Origin of the sequence: Mycobacterium gordonae (assembly GCF_002101675.1) — a bacterium.
In the GTDB taxonomy this organism is placed as follows: domain Bacteria; phylum Actinomycetota; class Actinomycetes; order Mycobacteriales; family Mycobacteriaceae; genus Mycobacterium; species Mycobacterium gordonae.
This window is the reverse complement of sequence record NZ_LQOY01000253.1, coordinates 1-18570: the sequence shown is the minus strand read 5'-3', so window position 1 is coordinate 18570 and position 18570 is coordinate 1. Positions and strand designations below refer to the sequence as shown.

Sequence of the window (18570 nt, the reverse complement as noted above, 5' to 3'; positions counted from 1 at the left end):
CTTGGAACCGGTTGCCGACGTGGTTGGGGGTCGTCGGCGCCCTAGTGTGCTCGCCTGCCCAATGAACCCCACAACTAACGGGATTCGCAGTTGGACTTTGGAGCGTTACCACCCGAGGTCAACTCGGCGTGCATGTACGCCGGCGCCGGCGCGGCCCCGATGCTGGCCGCCGCCGCTGCTTGGAACGGTGTCGCCGGCGAATTGCGCACCGCGGCTCTCTCTTTCGCAGCTGTCATCGCGAGGCTGAGCACTGAAGAGTGGGTCAGTTCCGCGTCACTGTCGATGGCCGCGGCGGCCCAGCCCTTCGTGGCCTGGATGGCCGCCACCGCCGAGTCGTCGGCGCGCGCCGCGGCGCAGGCCATGTCATCGGTGGCAGCCTACGAGACGGCGTTCGCGATGACGGTCCCGCCGGCCGCCGTGGCCGCTAACAGGGCCCAGCTGGCCCTACTGACCGAAACCAACATCCTCGGACAGAACACGCCGGCCATCGCGGTGACCGAGGCTCGGTACAGCGAAATGTGGGCTCGAGACGCTGCGGCCATGTACGGATACGCGGCATCCTCGGCGGCAGCCGCACAACTGGATCCGTTGATCGGCCCCTCGGAGATCACCAACCCGGCCGGCGTCGCGAATCAGGCCGCCGCCGTCGCTCAGGCCATCGCGTCCGGTTCCGCTTCGGCGCAGCAGGCGGCGCTGGGCACCGTCGTCAGTCAAGGCCCCGATGCGGTGCTGAGTCTCGCCGGCCCCGCCGAGGCGTCGGCGGCCACGGGTTCGCCGTTGTTGGACATGATCGTCGCGTTCGATCGGTCCGAGCTCTGGTGGGCCGGCACGTTCGACCACAACAGGGCAACCTACTGGGACTACTCAGTCGGCCAGATCGGCAGCGGCGGCGACGATGACGACGCACCCAAGGAGATCGTCCACGCGGCCGCCCACCATGGTGGCGCGGCGCACTCGGCAAGGTCGGGGGTCGCCGGGCCAACACCGGTCGTCGCCGGGCTGGGCAATGCGCACCTGGTGGGTGAGTTGTCCGTGCCTCTGACGTGGTCGGACTCGGTACCCGCGACGCCTGCGGCGCCGGCGGTGGACGGCACATACTGGGCGGTGCCCGCGAACGAAGAAGCAGCCGAAGAACTGCCGCTGGCACCGGGAAGCGTCGCGGCCATCTTCAGCGGTCGTACCGTCCCAGGGCCTCGCTACGGAGTCAAGCCGGTCGTGATGCCCAGGCAACGCGTGTTCTGAACCGGCCCGTACGCTGTGCCCTATGCGGCCACCACCGCGCGATGTGTTGATCGCCAATCGGGGCGAAATCGCTCTCCGCATCATCCGCACCGCAACCGATCTCGGCTCGCGGACCGTTGCCGTCTACGCCGAGGACGACGCCGAGAGCCCGCACGTGCATGCCGCCGACGAAGCAATTGCCTTGTCCGGCAACGGCGTCGCCGCCTATCTCGACCAGGCGGCCATTCTGGCCGCCGCCAAGACGGCAAGCGCGACGATGATTCACCCCGGCTACGGGTTCCTCAGCGAAAACCCCGAATTCGCCCGGGCATGCACCGGCGCCGGCTATGTGTTCGTGGGCCCGCCCGCCGAAGTCCTCGAGCTGGTCGGCAATAAGTCTTCGGCCCGCGCAGCGGCGGTCGCCGCCGGTGTGCCGGTGCTGGCCGCCACCGACGGGCCGAGCAGTGTCGAGGAAGTACGCGCGTTTTTCGCCGGCCAAGACGGCGCCATCATGCTCAAGGCGTTGGCCGGGGGCGGTGGGCGTGGCATGCGCAAAGTCGAGCGCGCCGACCAGATCGATGAGGCGTACCGCCAATGTGCCGCGGAAGCGGAACTCGGCTTCGGCAATCCGACGTTGTTCGCCGAAGCCTTGCTCTGCGACGCGCGGCACATCGAGGTACAGGTCATCGCCGCACCCGCGGGACGCCGCACCCGTGCCCTTGCACTGGGTGACCGGGATTGCAGCATCCAGCGGCGGTACCAGAAGATGGTGGAAATTGCGCCCGCCCAGCACCTTTCCGATGATCTGCGGCGCGCGTTGCACCAGGCGGCGGCGCGGCTGTGCGCCAAGGTGCGGCTGAACGGACTGGCTACCGTCGAATTTCTGGTCAGCGGTGAGACGTTCGTCTTCCTCGAGATCAATCCGCGGATCCAGGTGGAGCACACCGTCACCGAGGAAGTCACCGGCGTCGACCTGGTTGCCATTCAACTGGCCATCGCCGATGGTGCGTCGTATGACGAACTGCCGGTGCCCGACGGAATTGTCTCGGATGGCACCGAAGTCCGCGGGGAGCCCGCCGCCCGGGCTGGCATCGCGATCCAGACGCGGGTCAACATGGAGACGTTCGGACCCGACGGCTCGGTGCTGCCCAGCACCGGCACCCTGACCGCCTTCACCCCACCGACCGGTCCGGGAGTGCGCGTCGACACCTACGGACGACCTGGCCTGGCGCCGAGCCCGAGATACGATTCACTGCTGGCCAAGGTGATCACCCACGTTCGCAGCACGTCATACGCCGCTGCGATCCGCAAAGCGCGCACGGCGCTGGGCGAGTTCGATGTCGAGGGGATCGCGACAAATATTTCTGTGCTGCGGGAGCTGTTGTCCGACAGTGAGTTTCAGGATGGCGCGGTGTCCACGGCCTTCCTCGACGACAAACTTCCGCAGCTGGCCGCCGCGGCGATGACCCACCAGCGCCTGCACCCGGCCGTCATGGCCGTCGAGCTCTATCCGGGCGAGGAGGTGCTGCGCGCGCAACTGGCCGGGACGGTGGTGGAGGTGGCGTCCGACGGCGCGGAGGTCGCGGCCGGCGGGCAGGTGGTGGTGCTGGAGGCGATGAAGATGCAGCACGTCCTGGCCGCGCCGGATGCGCTGCGCACCGTCCGCATCCTGGTCGCCCCCGGCCAGGTGGTCGGGACCGGGGATCCGCTGGTGGTGTTCGCCCGCAGCGGGTTGGGGGCACATGGCGAATCCATCTCGGCCGCGCTCGACCTTGACCGTCCGCGCGAGGATCTCGAGGAGGTGGTGCAACGGCACCGGATGACCCTCGATGAAGGCCGGCCTGACGCAGTTGCCAAGCGGCACAAGCGGGATCGCCGCACCGCACGGGAGAACATCGCCGATCTCGTCGACCCCGACAGTTTCGTCGAATACGGTGCCCTGGCGATCGCCGCTCAGCGCAGCAGGCGCTCCGAAGAAGACCTGATCGCCAACACCCCGGCCGACGGCTTGGTCGCCGGCTTGGCGACGATCGGCGCGGATCGTTTCGGATCCCAGGCCGCGGCCGCGGTCGTGGTGTCCTACGACTACACCGTGCTGGCCGGGACGCAAGGCATGCGCAACCACGCCAAGACCGACCGGGTCTTCGAACTGGCCGCCCGAAAGCGGCTGCCCATAGTGCTTTTCGCAGAGGGCGGCGGCGGGCGGCCGGGGGACACCGACGTCGGGGGCATGGCGGGCCTGGATGTGCCGACCTTCCGCATGCTCGCCGGTCTGTCCGGGCAAGTCCCGCTCATTTCGATCGTCTCCGGCCGGTGCTTCGCGGGAAACGCCGCCCTGGCCGGTGTCTGCGACGTGATCATCGCGACGCCGGACGCCAATATCGGTATGGGTGGCCCCGCGATGATCGAGGGCGGGGGACTGGGCGTCTATCCGCCGGAGGCGATCGGGCCGATCGAGGTGCAGCGTCGTAACGGCGTAGTGAACCTGGTGGCCCGCGACGAGGCGCACGCGGTGTCGTTGGCCAAACGGTATCTGGCCTATTTCCAAGGCGCCGTGGCCGATTGGCAGGCTCCCGATCCACGTTTGGCCCGGCATGTGGTGCCGCAGAATCGGTTACGTGCCTACGACGTGCACCGGGCGGTCGAGAGCATCGTGGATGTCGGTTCGGTGCTGGAACTGCGTCCCGACTATGGCGTCGGCGTTGTCACCGCGCTGGTCCGGGTAGAAGGTGTGGCGTACGGCTTGATCGCTAACAGTAGCCACCACCTCGGCGGCGCGATCGACGCAGAGGCTGCCGACAAAGTCGGGGACTTTCTGACAATGTGCGAAGCGTTTCGGCTGCCCGTGATATCCCTGTGCGATACGCCCGGATTCATGGTGGGACCTGATGCGGAGCAGGACGCCGCGGTACGCCGATTCGGTCGGATGTTCATCGTGGGAGCGCAACTGACGGTGCCGTTCGGAATGATCATCCTGCGCAAGGGATATGGCCTGGGGGCGATGGCCATGGCCGGCGGCTCGTTCCGCGCGCCGCAGTTCACCGTCGCCTGGCCCACCGGAGAAATCGGTGGTATGGGCCTGGAAGGTGCTGTGCGCCTTGGCTTCAGCAAGGAGCTGGCCGCAGCCCCGGACGAGACGCAGCGCCAGGCGCTGTTCGACAAGCTCGTCGCGGCCGCCTATGAGCACGGCAAGGCGCTGCGCGCCGGCACCACTTTCGAACTCGACGACGTGATAGACCCGGCCGACTCCCGGGCCTGGATCACCAGGCTCCGGGACGTCTGAGCCGTATCAGGCGTGGCCTGTCTCAGGCGTGGCCGGAGCCGCAGCCGACGCCGGGCAGACAGCCCTCACCGCCGGGAACACCGCCCGGCCCCCAGAATTGGCCACCATTGCCGCATCCGACGCCCGGAATGCAGCCTTGACCGCCGGGACCGCCGTTAGGACCCTGGTCGGTGCCACCGGAGCCGCAATTGCCGTTGGCGTCGCAGCCGCCGCCGCCCGGGTCAAGCGGGATGAAGTGGGTGATCGCGGTGCTGGTAGTGCCCGGCCCGGTCGCGACGACATCAGCCGCGGCCGTTGGCGCCGCGGTAATCGCTGTAGCGACAGCCCCGGCCACCACCAGTGGTTTGAGGAAATTGAGTTTCGCTAACATTCCATTCGCATACCACGTGCGCTCATCTTCAAACCGGTACGAAAAATAATTCGCGGGTCTCGCGACAGAAGGCGGATACACATGAGCTCTTTGGATTTGACCGGCCGCACCGCCATCGTCACCGGGGCCTCGCGCGGCATCGGATTGGCGATCTCACAGAAGCTTTCGGATGCCGGCGCGAACGTGGTGTTGACCGCACGTAAGCAGGAGGCCGCGGATGCGGCCGCGGCCCAGGTAGGCGACCGCGCGGTGGGCGTGGGCGCGCATGCGGTCGACGAGGACGCCGCGCGGCGTTGCGTCGACCTCACCCTCGAGCGGTTCGGGCGGGTGGACATTCTGATCAACAATGCCGGCACCAATCCGGCTTACGGCCCGCTGATCGACCAGGACCACGCCCGTTTCAACAAGATCTTCGACGTCAACTTGTGGGCACCGCTGCTGTGGACATCGCTGGTGGTCAAGTCGGGGATGGGCGAGCACGGCGGTGCTATCGTCAACACCGCCTCGATCGGTGGCCTGCACCAGTCCCCGGCCATGGGCCTGTACAACGCCACCAAGGCGGCGCTGATCCACGTCACCAAGCAACTGGCGCTGGAACTCTCACCCCGCATCCGGGTCAACGCGATCGCCCCCGGCGTGGTGCGCACCCGGCTCGCCGAGGCGCTGTGGAAGGGCCAAGAGGATCCCCTGGCGGCATCGATCGCACTGGGCAGGATCGGTGAGCCCGACGATGTCGCCGGGGCGGTGGCGTTTCTGGTTTCCGATGCTGCGAGCTGGATCACCGGCGAGACGATGGTGATCGATGGCGGCCTGCTGCTGGGAGCGGCGCAGGGCTTCCAGTCCGGCGGCGCGTAGTGACCACCGAAGCCGAGTTGGACGCGCGGGTCCAGGCGCTGCTGGACGAGCACGATCCGGCCGCCATCGAGCCGCGGGAGTTCCTGGGCGCACAGTACGACGCGGGGCTGGCGTGGGTGCACCTGCCCGTCGGTTTCGGGGGGTTGGGTTTGCCGCGCACGGCGCAGCAGCGGGTGGATGCGCAGTTGGCTGCCGCAGGTGCGCCCATGGGCGGCACGGTGAAGAACTACATCGGCATGGGCATGGCGGCGCCGACGATCATTTCGTTCGGAACCGATGAGCAGAAACGAAAGTTCCTGCGCCCGTTGTTCACTGGCGAACAGATCTACTGCCAGTTGTTCAGCGAGCCGGGCGCCGGATCAGACCTGGCCGCCGCCGCCACCCGCGCCGTTCGCCACGGAGACGACTGGATCGTCAACGGGCAGAAGGTGTGGACGTCGCAGGCCCAGCACGCGCAGATGGCGATCCTGGTGGCACGCACCAATCCCGACGTGCCCAAACATGGCGGCCTGACCTACTTCTTGTGCGACATGACGCAACCGGGCGTCGAGGTGCGGCCATTGCGCCAGATCACCGGTGAAGCGGAGTTCAACGAGGTATTCCTGACCGACGTCCGGGTGCCCGACGCCAACCGGCTCGGCCCCGAGGGCGGCGGATGGCGGGTGGCGACCACCACACTGAACAACGAGCGGGTGGCGATCGGTTCACGCGCCGGCACTCCGCGCGAGAGCGGCCATATCGGCAAGGTGGCCAAGGCCTGGCGTAGCGATCCGGCACTGCGCAACCCGGCCATGCACGACGAGTTGATGCGCCTGTGGGTCGACGCGGAGGTTCTGCGTCTCACCGGTGAACGGCTGCGCCAGCAGGCCGCGAGCGGTCAGCCCGGACCGGAGGGCGCGGGCATGAAGATCGCGTTCGCCCGGATAGCGCAAGCGATTTCGGGATTCGAGATCGAGCTGCACGGTGAGCAGGGACTCGGCTACGACGACTGGACGATGCGCCGGCCGGAAACCGTCGACCTGATCGGCCGCGAGCCCGGTTACCGCTACCTACGTGCCAGGGGCAACTCGATCGAGGGGGGCACCTCGGAAATTTTGCGCAACACCGTCTCCGAACGGGTGCTGGGCCTGCCCGGCGAGCATCGGGTGGACAAGGCCGTCGCATGGAAGGACCTGCCCCGGTGAGTGACCTGCTGTACTCCGATACTGAGGATGCGCTGCGCGACAGTGTCCGGACGCTGTTCGCTGACCGGTGTCCACTGGATTCGGTGACGAAGTGCTATGACGCAGCGCCACAAGGCTTTTCCGGGCTTTGGCGCACTCTGGCCGCGGAACTGGGCGTCGCGGGTCTGCTGGTGCCGGAGTCACTCGGTGGAGCGGGCGCGGGCGCCCGCGAGGCCGCTGTCGTGCTGGAGGAGATCGGGCGGGCCGTTGCGCCGGTGCCGTTCCTGTCCAGTGCCGTGCTCGCCACCGTCGCCCTGCTGCGTGCCGGTGACACCGAGACGGTGCCGGCCTTGGCCTCCGGCGCGAGCACCGCGGCGTTGGTGGTGCCGCTGTCGACCGCGCCCTGGGATGCCATCGCCGGGGTGGCCGTAGGTGCCGACGGCCTGAGCGGGCAGGTGACCAGCGTGGCGGGCGCCGCCGAGGCCGACGTGCTGGTGGTGCCCGTCGCGGGCTCCAGCGGGCTTGAGTTGCATACGGTTTCGCGCGACGCCGCCGGCGTGCAAGTGTCGCCGAAGCTGGCCTTGGATATGACGAGACCTCTTGCGGACGTGCAGTTTTCGGGTGCCGCGTCGACGGTGGTCGGTGCCGGAGCGGAGGCTGTTGCCGCGGCGCTGCACACTGGCGCGGCGTTACTGGCCTCCGAACAACTGGGGGTGGCGCAGTGGTGTTTCGACACCACCCTGGCGTATGTCAAGGAGCGCAAGCAGTTCGGCCGGGCGATTGGCTCTTATCAGGCGATCAAACATCGGCTGTCCGACCTGTGGTTCGAGGTCAGCTCGGCGACGTCGGCGGCGCGCTATGCCGCGGACACCGGCGCCCGCGGTGATGACGATGCGGCGGTCGCGGCGTCGCTCGCGCAGGCCTACTGCAGCGGCGCGGCGGTGCATGCCGCCGAAGAGTGCGTCCAATTGCACGGCGGCATCGGAATGACGTGGGAGTATCCGGCGCACCTGTTCCTCAAGCGCGCCAAGAGTGACCAGCTGGCGTTCGGCACCGCCTATCGGCACCGCTCCCGGCTCGGCGAACTGCTGAATCTCACGTCGTAGCGTGCTTTTGTCGGCGCGAGCAGACGCAAAAGCGCCCCAAAATTGGCAATTTTGGGTGCTTTTGCGTCTGCTCGGCGGGCCTACGCGAGCGCCTCGGCGAAGGTCTCTGCCATGGCGGCCCAGTGCCGCTCGTCGGCGGCAGCATCGTACGGCGGGTTGTCCGGGACGGCGAACCCGTGTCCGGCCTGGTACCACTCGATGGTGTGCCGGACGCCCGCAGCGGTCAGGGCCTTTTCGAGCTGCTCGGCTTGATCGGAGGTGAACGACGGATCGTTCTCGGCGCCACCCACATACACCAGGGCCTTCATCTTGTCAGCTAACAAGTGTGGGCTGTGCTCGTTGTCGGCCACCAGGCCACCGCCATGGAAGGACGCCGCCGCGGCGACCCGCTCCGGAAGGCGGCCCGCCAGGAGCACCGAGATCCGTCCGCCCATGCAATAGCCGCATACGCCGAAGCGCTCACCGCGCACCTCGGGGCGACCGGCCAGATAGTCGAACAGCGCAGTGGCGTCGCGGGTGATCCGGTCCGGCGTCACGGTGCCGAGCATGAACATGATGCGGGCGCGTTCCTTCGGGTCGCTGAACGCACTGGCCATATCGAACGGGGCCCAGTCGCCCTCGCGGTAGTACACGTCGGGAAGCAGCACGGCGTAACCGAGCCCCGCTAGCTTGGCCGCCATCTGGTCGAAGGTGTCCCGAACGCCGCCGGCGTCAGGAAACATCACCACGCCCGGCCATGGGCCGGTGCCGTCGGGGGTGAACAAACTGACTGGGCACGTGCCGTCGGGGGTGGTGACGGCGTCAGTGATCTTCGGCATATTCCCTGTTTTACTCCGCAGCCTGCGCAGCGAGTCCATCGGCGTCGGGGCAACTCACCCCGGGGTGTGATGGCGCGACCCGCCGCGCCCGGCTGCCTCATGGTGGCGACCCGCTTCGCTCGGCTGCACCATGGTGGCGACCCGCCGCGCCCGGCTGCCTCATGGTGGCGACCCGCTGCGCCCGGCTGCGCCGCGCTTGCGATCGCCACGGCCGCGCTTGCGATCGCCACGGCCGCGCTTGCGATCGACACGGCCGCGCTCGCGATCGACACGGCCGCGCTTTCGATCGCCACGGCCGGGCTTGCGATCGCGCTGGTCTGATGGCGCGACCCGCTGCGCCCGGCTGCCTCATGGTGGCGACCCGCTGCGCCCGGCTGCACCATGGTGGCGACCCGCCGCGCCCGGCTGCGCCGCGCTTGCGATCGCCACGGCCGCGCTTGCGATCGACGCGGCCGCGCTTGCGATCGCCACGGCCGGGCGTGCGATCGCGCTGGTCTGATGGCGCGACCCGCTGCGCCCGGCTTCGCCGGGCTTGCGATCGCGCTAAGCTACCCCCGTGCCGATTGCGACGCCGTACGAAGACCTTCTGCGTCAGGTGCTCGAAACGGGCACAGCCAAATCCGACCGCACCGGCACCGGCACCCGCAGCCTGTTCGGCCGGCAGATCCGCTACGACCTGTCGGCCGGTTTTCCGCTGCTCACCACCAAGAAAGTGCACCTGAAGTCCGTGGTCTACGAATTGCTGTGGTTCTTGCGCGGCGATTCCAACGTCAGCTGGCTGCAGGAGCACGGCGTCACCATCTGGGACGAATGGGCAAGTGACACTGGGGACCTCGGGCCGGTATACGGCGTGCAGTGGCGATCCTGGCCCACCCCGACCGGTGAGCACATCGACCAGATCAGCGCTGCGTTGCATTTGCTGCGTACCGACCCGGACTCGCGGCGCATCATCGTCTCGGCCTGGAACGTCGGCGAGATCCCTCAGATGGCGTTGCCCCCGTGCCACGCCTTCTTCCAGTTCTACGTCGCCGGCGGCCGGCTGAGCTGCCAGCTGTATCAGCGCAGCGCCGACCTATTCCTCGGGGTTCCGTTCAACATCGCCAGTTACGCGTTGCTCACCCACATGATGGCCGCCCAGGCCGGGCTGGATGTCGGCGAGTTCGTCTGGACCGGCGGCGACTGCCACATCTATGACAACCACGTCGACCAGGTGGAACTGCAACTCACCCGGGATCCGCGCCCGTATCCCAAATTGCATCTAGCACAAAGGGATTCGATCTTCGACTATCGGTACGAAGACGTCGTCGTGGAAAACTACGACCCGCATCCGGCGATCAAGGCTCCCGTAGCCGTATGACACGGAGAAACGACGTGGGCCTGGTATGGGCTCAGTCGACTTCTGGCGTGATCGGGCGCGGCGGGGACATACCGTGGCGGGTGCCGGAGGATCTGGCCCACTTCAAGAAGATCACCATGGGGCACACCGTGGTGATGGGCCGCCGGACCTGGGAGTCGCTTCCGGAAAATTTCCGGCCGTTGCCCGGCCGGCGAAACGTGGTGCTGAGCCAGAGCGGATTCACCGCTGAGGGCGCTGAGGTGCTCGACTCGCTGGAAAAAGCTCTGGACCGGCCGCAGACCTGGGTCATCGGGGGCGGCCAGATCTATGCTCTGGCATTACCGCAGGCCAGCAGGTGCGAGGTTACCGAAGTCGATATCGACCTGCCGCGCGACGACGAGGACGCGCTGGCGCCGGTGCTCGACGAGACGTGGCATGGTGAAACGGGGGAGTGGCAGGTCAGCCGTGCGGGACTGCGTTACCGGTTTCACAGCTACGTTCGCGCTTGAGCGGTCGCCGAACCGCTTTCCATTTGACCCGACATACTCGGCTTGGGGGCGGTCTCACCGGGTATCAAGCATGTTCAGAAGGGGGAATTGACAGTGGTAACCGAACCCGTGAAGACGTTTTCGCGCAAGTTCCTGGGCTACGACCAAGCCGCGGTGGATGCGCACATCGAGGTGTTGACCACCAAGCAGCGGTTGCTGCGCGACGACGTCGAGAGCCTGCGGGCACGCCTGCAGAACTCGGGCGACGAAGTGGCCGCGCTGCGCAAGGAGGTGGCCCTACTCACCGACACCTCACCGTCGCCGCACGCGATGCAGCAGCGGATGGCGAAGATGCTCAGACGTGCGGTCGACGAGGTGTCCCAAATGCAGGCCGAGTCGCGCGCGGAGGCGGAGGCGCTGATCGCGTCGGCCGAGGCCGATATCGAGGCGGACCAGCAGAAGTCCAAAGAGCAGCTCGCGGAGATGGCCGAACAGCTGAAAGCCCTGCAGGCTGAGTACGAGGAAACAAAGGCCAAGCAGGAGTCCGAGCTGTCCAACATGCGCGCGGACAGCCAGGCACGTATTGACGAGGCCTGGCGAGAGGCGCAGCAGGAGCGTGACCAGCTCCTCGCCGATGCGCGGCAGGAAGCCGACCACTATCGCGACCAGGCTCGTCGTGCGGTCGAGGAGGCGACCCAGCAACGCATCAACGTGCTCGAACAACTGGTGGCCGTCTACCGTGACCTCGAACCGGTGCCGGCGGCGCTGCAATCGGCATACGAAGAGCTGAAGAACGCGGCGGGCGCAGCAACCAACGGTTCGGGGCCGTCGGACCGCAGAGTCAGCGCCGGCTGACCCGCGCCGATGCCGCGCCTGACCGCACGGGCCGGTATTCTCGGCGCCGTGCCGGTCGTCCGCAACGCCAGGTTGACCGCCGCGCAGGCCCGGCGGATCGCCGTTGCGGCGCAAGGATTTAGCGACCCCCGACCCGGTACCGGCGTCACCCGCGCGCACCTGCGGCGGCTGATATCGCGCATCCAGGTGCTGCAACTGGACTCCGTATCGGTTGCCGTCCGCGCACATTACGCCCCGGTGTTCAGCCGGCTGGGGCCCTACGACCGCGACATCCTGGACCGAGCCGCTTGGGGTCCGACCAAAGCGCGCCTGCTGGCCGAGTACTGGGTGCACGAAGCCGCGCTGATCGCCATCGACGACTGGCCGTTGCTGCGCTGGCGGATGCGCCAGTACCGGCACGGCCGCTGGGGGACCCACATCGTCAAGGCCAACCCGCAACTGGCCGACGATATCGTGGCCGCCGTCGGCGAACTCGGAGCAAGCACCGCCGGGCAGATCGAGGCGCACCTGGAGGCCGCACCCCAAAGAGCCAAGGGCGCCTGGTGGAACCGTAGCGACACCAAGTGGGTGTGCGAGGCGCTGTTCGCCTCCGGCGTGCTCACCACCGCCACCCGGGTGGGCTTCGCGAGGCACTATGACCTGGTGGAAAGGGTGCTGCCCGCCGAGGTGCTGGCGCGGGAAGTCGGTGACGACGAAGCGATCCGGGAGTTGACGCTACGCGCCGCTACCGCGCTGGGCGTCGGCACCGAGCCTGACATCCGCGACTACTTCCGGTTGTCGGCGCAGCAGGTGAAACCGGCTATCGCCGAACTGGTTTCGGCCGGCGAGATCGAACGCGTCGAGGTCGACGGCTGGTCGGCCCCGGCCTATCTGCGGGCCGGGCAGACCGTACCGCGCCTGAACCGCGGCACGGCGCTGCTCTGCCCTTTCGACCCGCTGATCTTCTTCCGGCCGCGGGTGGAGCGGATCTTTGATTTCCACTACCGCATCGAGATCTACACTCCCGCCGCCAAAAGGCAGTACGGCTACTACGTATGGCCGTTTCTGCTGGACGGCGAATTGGTGGCCCGGGTGGATCTGAAGGCCGATCGGGCTGCCGACACGCTGCAGGTGGTGGGCGCGTTCGCAGAGCCCGACCGGCCGCGACCCAGGGTTGCTGCGGCACTGGCCGGCGAGCTGTCGCAGATGGCGTCATGGCTGGGGTTGGGTGGCGTCAGCGTCGCAAAGCGAGGTGACCTCGCCGACGAACTGCACAGCATCGGCAGGCGGGCAGGTTGGTGACTGAAACGGTGGAGCTGGGCGATCATGTGGACTTCGCCGCGGGTAGCACTCCGCCGATCCGAGCGACGGAGGGATGTCATCCCATTTACGGCGCCAACGGGCCTATCGGCTTCACAACGCAGCGCAACGCCCGCGGGCCGCTCATTGTGATCGGACGGGTCGGCTCTTACTGCGGCAGTGTGCATTACTGCGCCGGCGACGTATGGGTAACGGACAACGCACTCATCGGGCGGGCCAAAAACCCTGACGAAACCCGGTATTGGTTCTACGCACTGAAAAGTTGCGGGCTCAATCGTTTTCGCGCCGGATCCGGCCAACCGTCGCTCAGCCAGAGCACCCTGCAAAGCGTGCGGTTCAAAGCCGCATCCGCCTCGCGGCGCCGACCGATCGGCGACCTGCTCGGTGCATTCGACGACAAGATCGCCGCCAACGCCCGCGTCGTCGCGGCCGCCGAAGCCCTGATGACGGCGCTGGTCGAGCAGGTGGATCACGACACAGCGCTGTCGGATCTGGCCGAGCGGTCGACGACATCTATTGATCCGCGTGGCGTCCGGGGGGCTGTCGCCCATTACAGCCTCCCTGCATTCGATGCCGGTGTGCGGCCCGTACTCGTCGATGCCCTGATGATCAAGAGCGCCAAGTTTCTGCTGACCGAACCGTGCGTATTGTTCTCGCGGCTGAATCCGAGAATCCCGAGGATCTGGAACGTGGCGTGTCTTCCCGCCGACACCGCCTTAGCGAGTACCGAATTCGTGGTGCTGCGGCCGATCGGCGTCCACACGTCGGTGTTGTGGGCAGCGTTGCGACAGCGGGGGGTCCTGGCCAGGATGCAGCAGATGGTCGAGGGAGTGACGGGCAGCCGCCAACGGATCCGGCCGCACGAGTTGCTCGGTGCTGCGGTGCGAGACGTGCGCAGGTTGAGCGCCGAGTCCGCGCGCTCGATGGCGACACTGGGCGAGGAGTGCGGGCGCCGTCGGTCGGAATCGGAGAAGTTGGCGGCGGTGCGTGACGCGTTGCTACCGGCGGTGATATCCGGCGGCGCGTCTCATGCGGTGGGCGAGCCGGTCACGGCGCCGTGAAATGTGGTGCCCCGCTTCCTGGTTGCTTGAGCGACAAGGGCTCGTCCCATCGACCGACGCCGTCGACCCAGCCCCTTGTTGAGGGCTGATTGTGCTCTGACAGGTCGTGGCCGACAGTTCACAGTGGAATGGCGGGGACCAATGTGAAACTCGGCAGGATGGTTTGCGTGAGGGTGATCGGTGGGATGACCACGGGGCCCGGGGTGCCGAAGCCGCCGATCTGGATGCCGCTGATGTCCAGCTGCGGCAGGTCGAAGCCACCCAGCCCGCCCACGGCGGTGGGTGGCACGGTCAGTGCTGGCAGGGTGATCGCGCCCAGATTGATGGGGTTGGTCAGGATATCGGTCAGCTGCACCGCCGGCCCGTTCAGCGCGAGGTTGAAAGCGTCGATTGAGATGGGCGGCAAGCTCAATGCGCCCAGGTTTCCGTTGAACACGAAGCTGAGCGGGTTCAGCGGGTTGGCACCATTGACCAGTGTCATGGGCGGGATCTGAAGCGGGGGTATTCCGATGTGCACCTGGGTATTGAAGGGATTGGGAACGATGGTGATCTTCGACCCGGTCAGGTCGATGTATGCCCAGGTGCTGAGGTCCAGCCCGAACGTGTTCACCGGGTTGGCCGGATTGTAGAGCGATATCGCCGGTGTGGTGATCGTCGGGATGCTGACGGTGGGTAGGGCGAACGCGCCGGTCGTGATCGTCGGAGTGGTGAACTGGCCCACCGAGATGTTGGGCAGTTGCGGAGTGATGGTGACCTCCGGGATGCTGACCGCTCCGATGTTGACACCGTTGATCTGGATGTTGGGTACAGATATTTGACCGAGGCTGAACGGGGCCACGCTGATCGGTGGCACGGATAAGGCGTTGAGGTTGAACGGGGGGACGCCGATCGGGGGGATGGTGATCTCCGGCGTGTCGATGGAGACGGTGAGCTGCGGCGTCTCCAGCGGGCCGAGGTAGGGGCCGGCGGGGCCGGGGTTGATCAGGCCCTCGAACGGGTTGGTCCAGTCGATCCCGATGCGGGGGATCAGGTTGAGTAGGCCGATGTCCAGGGAACCGGTGCCGGTGATCGGCCCGGGGGTGGTGAACGCGCCGACGTCGATGCCGCCGACACCGATGCTGGGTATCTGGAAGTCGGTGATGCCGATCGGGGGAATGGTCACCGGCCCGACACTGAATCCCGACACATCGATCGACCCGATGTCCACGGTCAGACCCGGATTGGTCAGGGTGATCTCCGGAGTCTGCCACGCGGGGATCGAGATATCGGGGATGGTGAAGCCGGAGACACCGATGGGCGGTAGGACGAATCCGGTGCTCGAGGTGAAACTTCCGGTGCTCAGATTGAAGTCGCCGATGTAGAGACCGGGGGTGGCGGTGGGCCCCAACACCTGAACCGCCCAGTTGATGTAGATGGTGGACGGAATTCCGAGATCGATTGTGATGCCCAAAATTCCCGAATTGACCAGCAGGTTCGGCACACCGGACAGCACGACGCTGGCGTAGTTCAGCGACGGGAGATGGCTCGTCAGCTGGGCCGGATTGCTGGCTATGTTGGCGCCGCCGAAGGGAATCCAGAATCCGCTGGCGGGAATTTGCAGCGAAGGCAGCACCAGTGGCGCGGTGGCCAGCTGTGGGGTGGTGAATCCGCCCAGGGTTACCCCCGGTATCGAGATCCCAGGAAAGGTGAACGACGGAATCGTCAACGAACTGGCGGTAGCGGAAATGGATATCGGTGGCATGGTGAAGTTGCCGGTGGAAATCTGCGGGATGTTGATCGCGGGCAACGTGAAGTTTCCGACCGTCAAACCGAGAATGTCGAACGTCGGCAGCAGGAATCGGGGAATGGTGAACGGCGGTATGGTCACCTCTGGCAGGGCGACGGCGAACGCCGGTAGCGGCCCGACCGGCGCGGGACTCACCGCGGCCGCCAACGCACCGGCCGCCTGAGCCGGCACACTGGCGAGGTTGGCCAGCGGCTGGGTGAACGGCGCCAACGCCGATGCGATTGCCGAAGCCTCACCGTGGTAGCCCACCATCGCGGCGATATCCTGAGCCCACATCGACTCGTATTCGGACTCGGCGGCGGCGATGGCGGGGGCGTTGAACCCGAACAGGTTCGACATCACGAGTGCGACCACTTGGTTGCGGTTGGCGGCGATCGCCAGTGGGTGAACGATCGCCGCCTGCGCTGTCTCGAAGGCGGTAGCCGCCGCCCGGGCCAGGGTCGCCGCGCTCTCGGCTTGTGTCTGGGCCGCGCTCAGCCACGTGAGGTACGGCGCGGCCGCGGCCGTCATCGCCGAAGCGGCCGCACCCTGCCAGGCTCCGGCCACCAGCTCGGTGGTCACCGATTCGAATGATGATGCCGCCGAACCCAATTCGCCGGCCAGGTCGTTCCAACCCGCCGCGGCCGACAACAACGGTGCCGACCCCATGCCGCTGAACATCTGCATCGAGGTGATCTCAGGCGCCAGTATCTGGATGTTCATCGCGCAAGCTCCTGGGTGTTCATCGCGGGCCTGTGCCGCTTCCGCCGGGAAAGGACATCGCTGGCGAGGTGCCAGACGCTATGGCACCCCGGCAGATTTCGAGACGAATTGAAGCATTCGAGCATTTTCGTCCGGGCGCGGGGGCGGCTCGCGGTCGAATCGGTCGGTGTGCCGCCGTCGTCTCACCTGTGGCAAGGCGTCTTGTCTCACCTGAATCCGGCTGCGGCCGTTGAGAATCTTGCTGACGACAGATTGCACACGTGACAAATGCGGCCTGATACCATCCGCAGACCCCACAGCCCTTGAGCTCCAAATGACACGTTGAGCGATCCGTACGGCACGCACTCTGCGAGAGGGAAACTATGTCGTTTCTAGTTGTCACACCGGACACGCTGTCGGCGGCGGCGGCTGACCTCGACGGTATCGGAGCGGCGTTGAGCGCGGGCACCGCCGCGGCGGCACCTGCAATGACGGGCGTGATGGCGGCGGCCCAGGACGAAGTGTCGATCGCTATGGCAGCGTTGTTCGGCCAGCACGCGAACGAGTATCAGGTACTGGCCGCGCAGGCTGAGTCGGTCCGCGACCACTTTGTGCGGACCTTGAGCGGCGCGGGGGGCGCATATTTCGGTGCGGAAGCGGCGAGTGTGGCACCGCTACAGGCATTGGAAGAAGGCGTGCTTGCGGTGGTCAACGCGCCCACCTTGGCGTTGCTGGGCCGCCCGCTGATCGGCGATGGCGCCAACGCGACCATACCGGGCGGCGCCGGCGGGGCCGGCGGGTTGTTGATCGGCAACGGCGGTAACGGCGCCGCTGGTGCGGCGGGTCAGGCTGGCGGAGCAGGTGGGAACGCGGGCCTGATAGGGATCGGCGGAAACGGTGGCGCCGGTGGACCCGGTGTCGGCCTGGCTGGTGCACCTGGCGGCGCCGGTGGTGCGGCCGGTTTGTTATGGGGTCGCGGTGGGACCGGTGGTAGTGGCGGTCTGGGCGCCAATAACCCGGCCGGCGTCGGTTTTGCCGGCGGGACCGGCGGCGCCGGCGGCGTCGGCGGATGGTTCACCAGCGGCGGTGCCGGTGGAGCCGGCGGCATGGGAGGCCAGGGCGGGGTCGGCGTGAACGGCGCCGCCAACACGCAAGGTGGTATCGGCTTCAGCGGTGGCGCCGGCGGCGCCGGCGGTTCGGGCGGCCACGCCGGATTGCTGCTCGGCCACGGCGGGGCCGGCGGCCACGGAGGGGTCGGTGGCGTCGGCGGCACCGGTGGCGTCGGCGGCGACGGTGCGACCCCGGGCTCCGGCGGTACCGGCGGCACCGGTGGGGCGGCGGGCCACGGCGGTGCCGGGGGCGCTGGAGGGTTCTTCACCTCCGGCGGCCAGGCCGGAGGCGAGGGGACCGGCGGCACTGGCGGCCTCGGTGGTAACGGAGGCAACGGCACCCAGGGCACCTCCGCCGGTGCCGGAACGGGCGGAGCCGGAGGCATCGGTGTCACCGGGGGCCAGGGCGGCCAGGGCGGTGCCGGCGGGGCCGCTCTGCCCGGTGGATTCGGCGGAAGTGGCGGTAACGGCGGTAACGGCGGCACCGGAGGGACCGGTGGGAACGGCGGTTCCGGCGTGGTCGGCGGCGGAAACGGCGGTGCCGGTGGTACCGGTGGTACCGGCGGTGCGCCCGGTCTCGCCGGTATTGCGGGCGGTTTCGGTGGTCACGCGGGCAACGCCGGCCTTGCCGGAAACGGCGGAACCGGTGGACAGGGTGGCGCGGCCTCGGCCGCTCCCAATGCCGCGCCAGGCACCGGGCTCGCGGGCGTTAATGGCTATCAGGGTGGTGCCGGTGGTACCGGCGGCAGCGGCGGCGGGTTCGGCGGTAGCGGCGGCAACGGTGGTGCCGGTGGTGCTGGTGGTGCCGGTGGAGGTGGCGCTGACGCCGCAGGCCTCCTCGGCAGCGGCGACGGAGGCAAAGGCGGACAGGGCGGCGCCGGGGGACAGGCCGGTCTCGCCGGCGGCGCGGGGGCCAGCAACGGCATCGGCGGGCAGGGCGGTGTCGGCGGGCAGGGCGGACAAGGCGGGCAAGGCGCATCAGGCACCAGCTCGCTGGCCCCCACCACGGGCGACCAGGGCGGGAAAGGGGGCGCCGGCGGCACCGGTGGCGTCGGCGGTGCGGGTATCGGCGGCGTGGGCGGCGGTGACGGGGGCCAGGGCGGCGTCGGCGGGCAGGGCGGCACCGGCGGGACCGGTGG

Annotated in this window: 15 protein-coding genes; 12 read left to right on the top strand and 3 right to left on the bottom strand. The window is 67.8% G+C overall.

Features of this window, described 5'->3' with window-relative positions; all coding sequences use genetic code 11:
• The first annotated feature begins 90 nt into the window (after nucleotides 1-90).
• Entirely contained in the window at nucleotides 91-1242 is a 1152-nt protein-coding gene (locus AWC08_RS33495; RefSeq protein WP_082986032.1) for a PPE family protein, read from the top strand.
• A gap of 22 nt (nucleotides 1243-1264) precedes the next feature.
• Nucleotides 1265-4504 (top strand): acetyl-CoA carboxylase family protein, encoded by a 3240-nt coding sequence (locus AWC08_RS33490; RefSeq protein ID WP_069435437.1) that lies wholly within the window; start codon nucleotides 1265-1267, stop codon nucleotides 4502-4504.
• 22 nt (nucleotides 4505-4526) lie between these two features.
• On the opposite strand, the gene AWC08_RS33485 is transcribed toward AWC08_RS33490, so the two are convergent.
• Entirely contained in the window at nucleotides 4527-4874 is a 348-nt protein-coding gene (locus AWC08_RS33485; protein ID WP_065131734.1) for a PE-PGRS family protein, read from the bottom strand.
• Nucleotides 4875-4955: 81 nt separating this feature from the next.
• Here AWC08_RS33485 and AWC08_RS33480 point away from each other — a divergent pair, with 81 nt between their 5' ends.
• Genes AWC08_RS33480 through AWC08_RS33470 form a run of 3 tightly spaced genes read left to right on the top strand, consistent with a single transcriptional unit; the run spans nucleotide 4956 to nucleotide 7998 of the window.
• Complete coding sequence (locus AWC08_RS33480) at nucleotides 4956-5729, top strand: SDR family oxidoreductase (RefSeq protein WP_065131735.1); 774 nt, start codon at nucleotides 4956-4958, stop codon at nucleotides 5727-5729.
• Nucleotides 5729-6913, top strand: a complete 1185-nt coding sequence (locus AWC08_RS33475) for an acyl-CoA dehydrogenase family protein (protein WP_069435436.1) — start codon at nucleotides 5729-5731, stop codon at nucleotides 6911-6913. The genes AWC08_RS33480 and AWC08_RS33475 overlap by 1 nt, the downstream gene beginning before the upstream one ends.
• Nucleotides 6892-7998: an acyl-CoA dehydrogenase family protein gene (locus tag AWC08_RS33470; RefSeq protein WP_065131737.1), complete on the top strand. Its 1107-nt coding sequence runs from the start codon at nucleotides 6892-6894 to the stop codon at nucleotides 7996-7998. Before AWC08_RS33475 ends, AWC08_RS33470 begins: the two co-directional genes overlap by 22 nt.
• A gap of 80 nt (nucleotides 7999-8078) precedes the next feature.
• Here AWC08_RS33470 and AWC08_RS33465 read toward each other — a convergent pair whose 3' ends face one another.
• Complete coding sequence (locus AWC08_RS33465; protein ID WP_065131738.1) at nucleotides 8079-8816, bottom strand: dienelactone hydrolase family protein; 738 nt, start codon at nucleotides 8814-8816, stop codon at nucleotides 8079-8081.
• Between the two features lie 69 nt (nucleotides 8817-8885).
• Between AWC08_RS33465 and AWC08_RS36920 the strand changes: the two genes are divergently transcribed.
• The 6 genes from AWC08_RS36920 (at nucleotide 8886) to AWC08_RS33440 (ending at nucleotide 13855) form a co-directional block, all read left to right on the top strand.
• A complete protein-coding gene (locus AWC08_RS36920) occupies nucleotides 8886-9137 on the top strand; it encodes a hypothetical protein (protein ID WP_065131739.1) in 252 nt (83 codons plus the stop codon).
• Between the two features lie 235 nt (nucleotides 9138-9372).
• Nucleotides 9373-10173 (top strand): thymidylate synthase, encoded by an 801-nt coding sequence (locus AWC08_RS33460; protein WP_065131741.1) that lies wholly within the window; start codon nucleotides 9373-9375, stop codon nucleotides 10171-10173.
• Nucleotides 10170-10661 (top strand): dihydrofolate reductase, encoded by a 492-nt coding sequence (locus AWC08_RS33455; RefSeq protein ID WP_065131742.1) that lies wholly within the window; start codon nucleotides 10170-10172, stop codon nucleotides 10659-10661. The genes AWC08_RS33460 and AWC08_RS33455 overlap by 4 nt, the downstream gene beginning before the upstream one ends.
• 93 nt (nucleotides 10662-10754) lie before the next feature.
• Nucleotides 10755-11495 (top strand): coiled-coil domain-containing protein, encoded by a 741-nt coding sequence (locus AWC08_RS33450; protein WP_065131743.1) that lies wholly within the window; start codon nucleotides 10755-10757, stop codon nucleotides 11493-11495.
• 9 nt (nucleotides 11496-11504) lie between these two features.
• Nucleotides 11505-12776 (top strand): winged helix-turn-helix domain-containing protein, encoded by a 1272-nt coding sequence (locus AWC08_RS33445; protein ID WP_065131744.1) that lies wholly within the window; start codon nucleotides 11505-11507, stop codon nucleotides 12774-12776.
• Nucleotides 12773-13855, top strand: coding sequence for a restriction endonuclease subunit S (locus AWC08_RS33440; RefSeq protein WP_232008132.1), 1083 nt, complete (start codon nucleotides 12773-12775; stop codon nucleotides 13853-13855). The genes AWC08_RS33445 and AWC08_RS33440 overlap by 4 nt, the downstream gene beginning before the upstream one ends.
• Before the next feature lie 118 nt (nucleotides 13856-13973).
• On the opposite strand, the gene AWC08_RS33435 is transcribed toward AWC08_RS33440, so the two are convergent.
• Complete coding sequence (locus AWC08_RS33435; protein ID WP_069435341.1) at nucleotides 13974-16343, bottom strand: PPE family protein; 2370 nt, start codon at nucleotides 16341-16343, stop codon at nucleotides 13974-13976.
• 362 nt (nucleotides 16344-16705) lie between these two features.
• Between AWC08_RS33435 and AWC08_RS33430 the strand changes: the two genes are divergently transcribed.
• Nucleotides 16706-18570, top strand: a 1865-nt coding sequence (locus AWC08_RS33430; RefSeq protein WP_142283962.1) for a PE family protein, incomplete at its 3' end; no start/stop codon positions are given.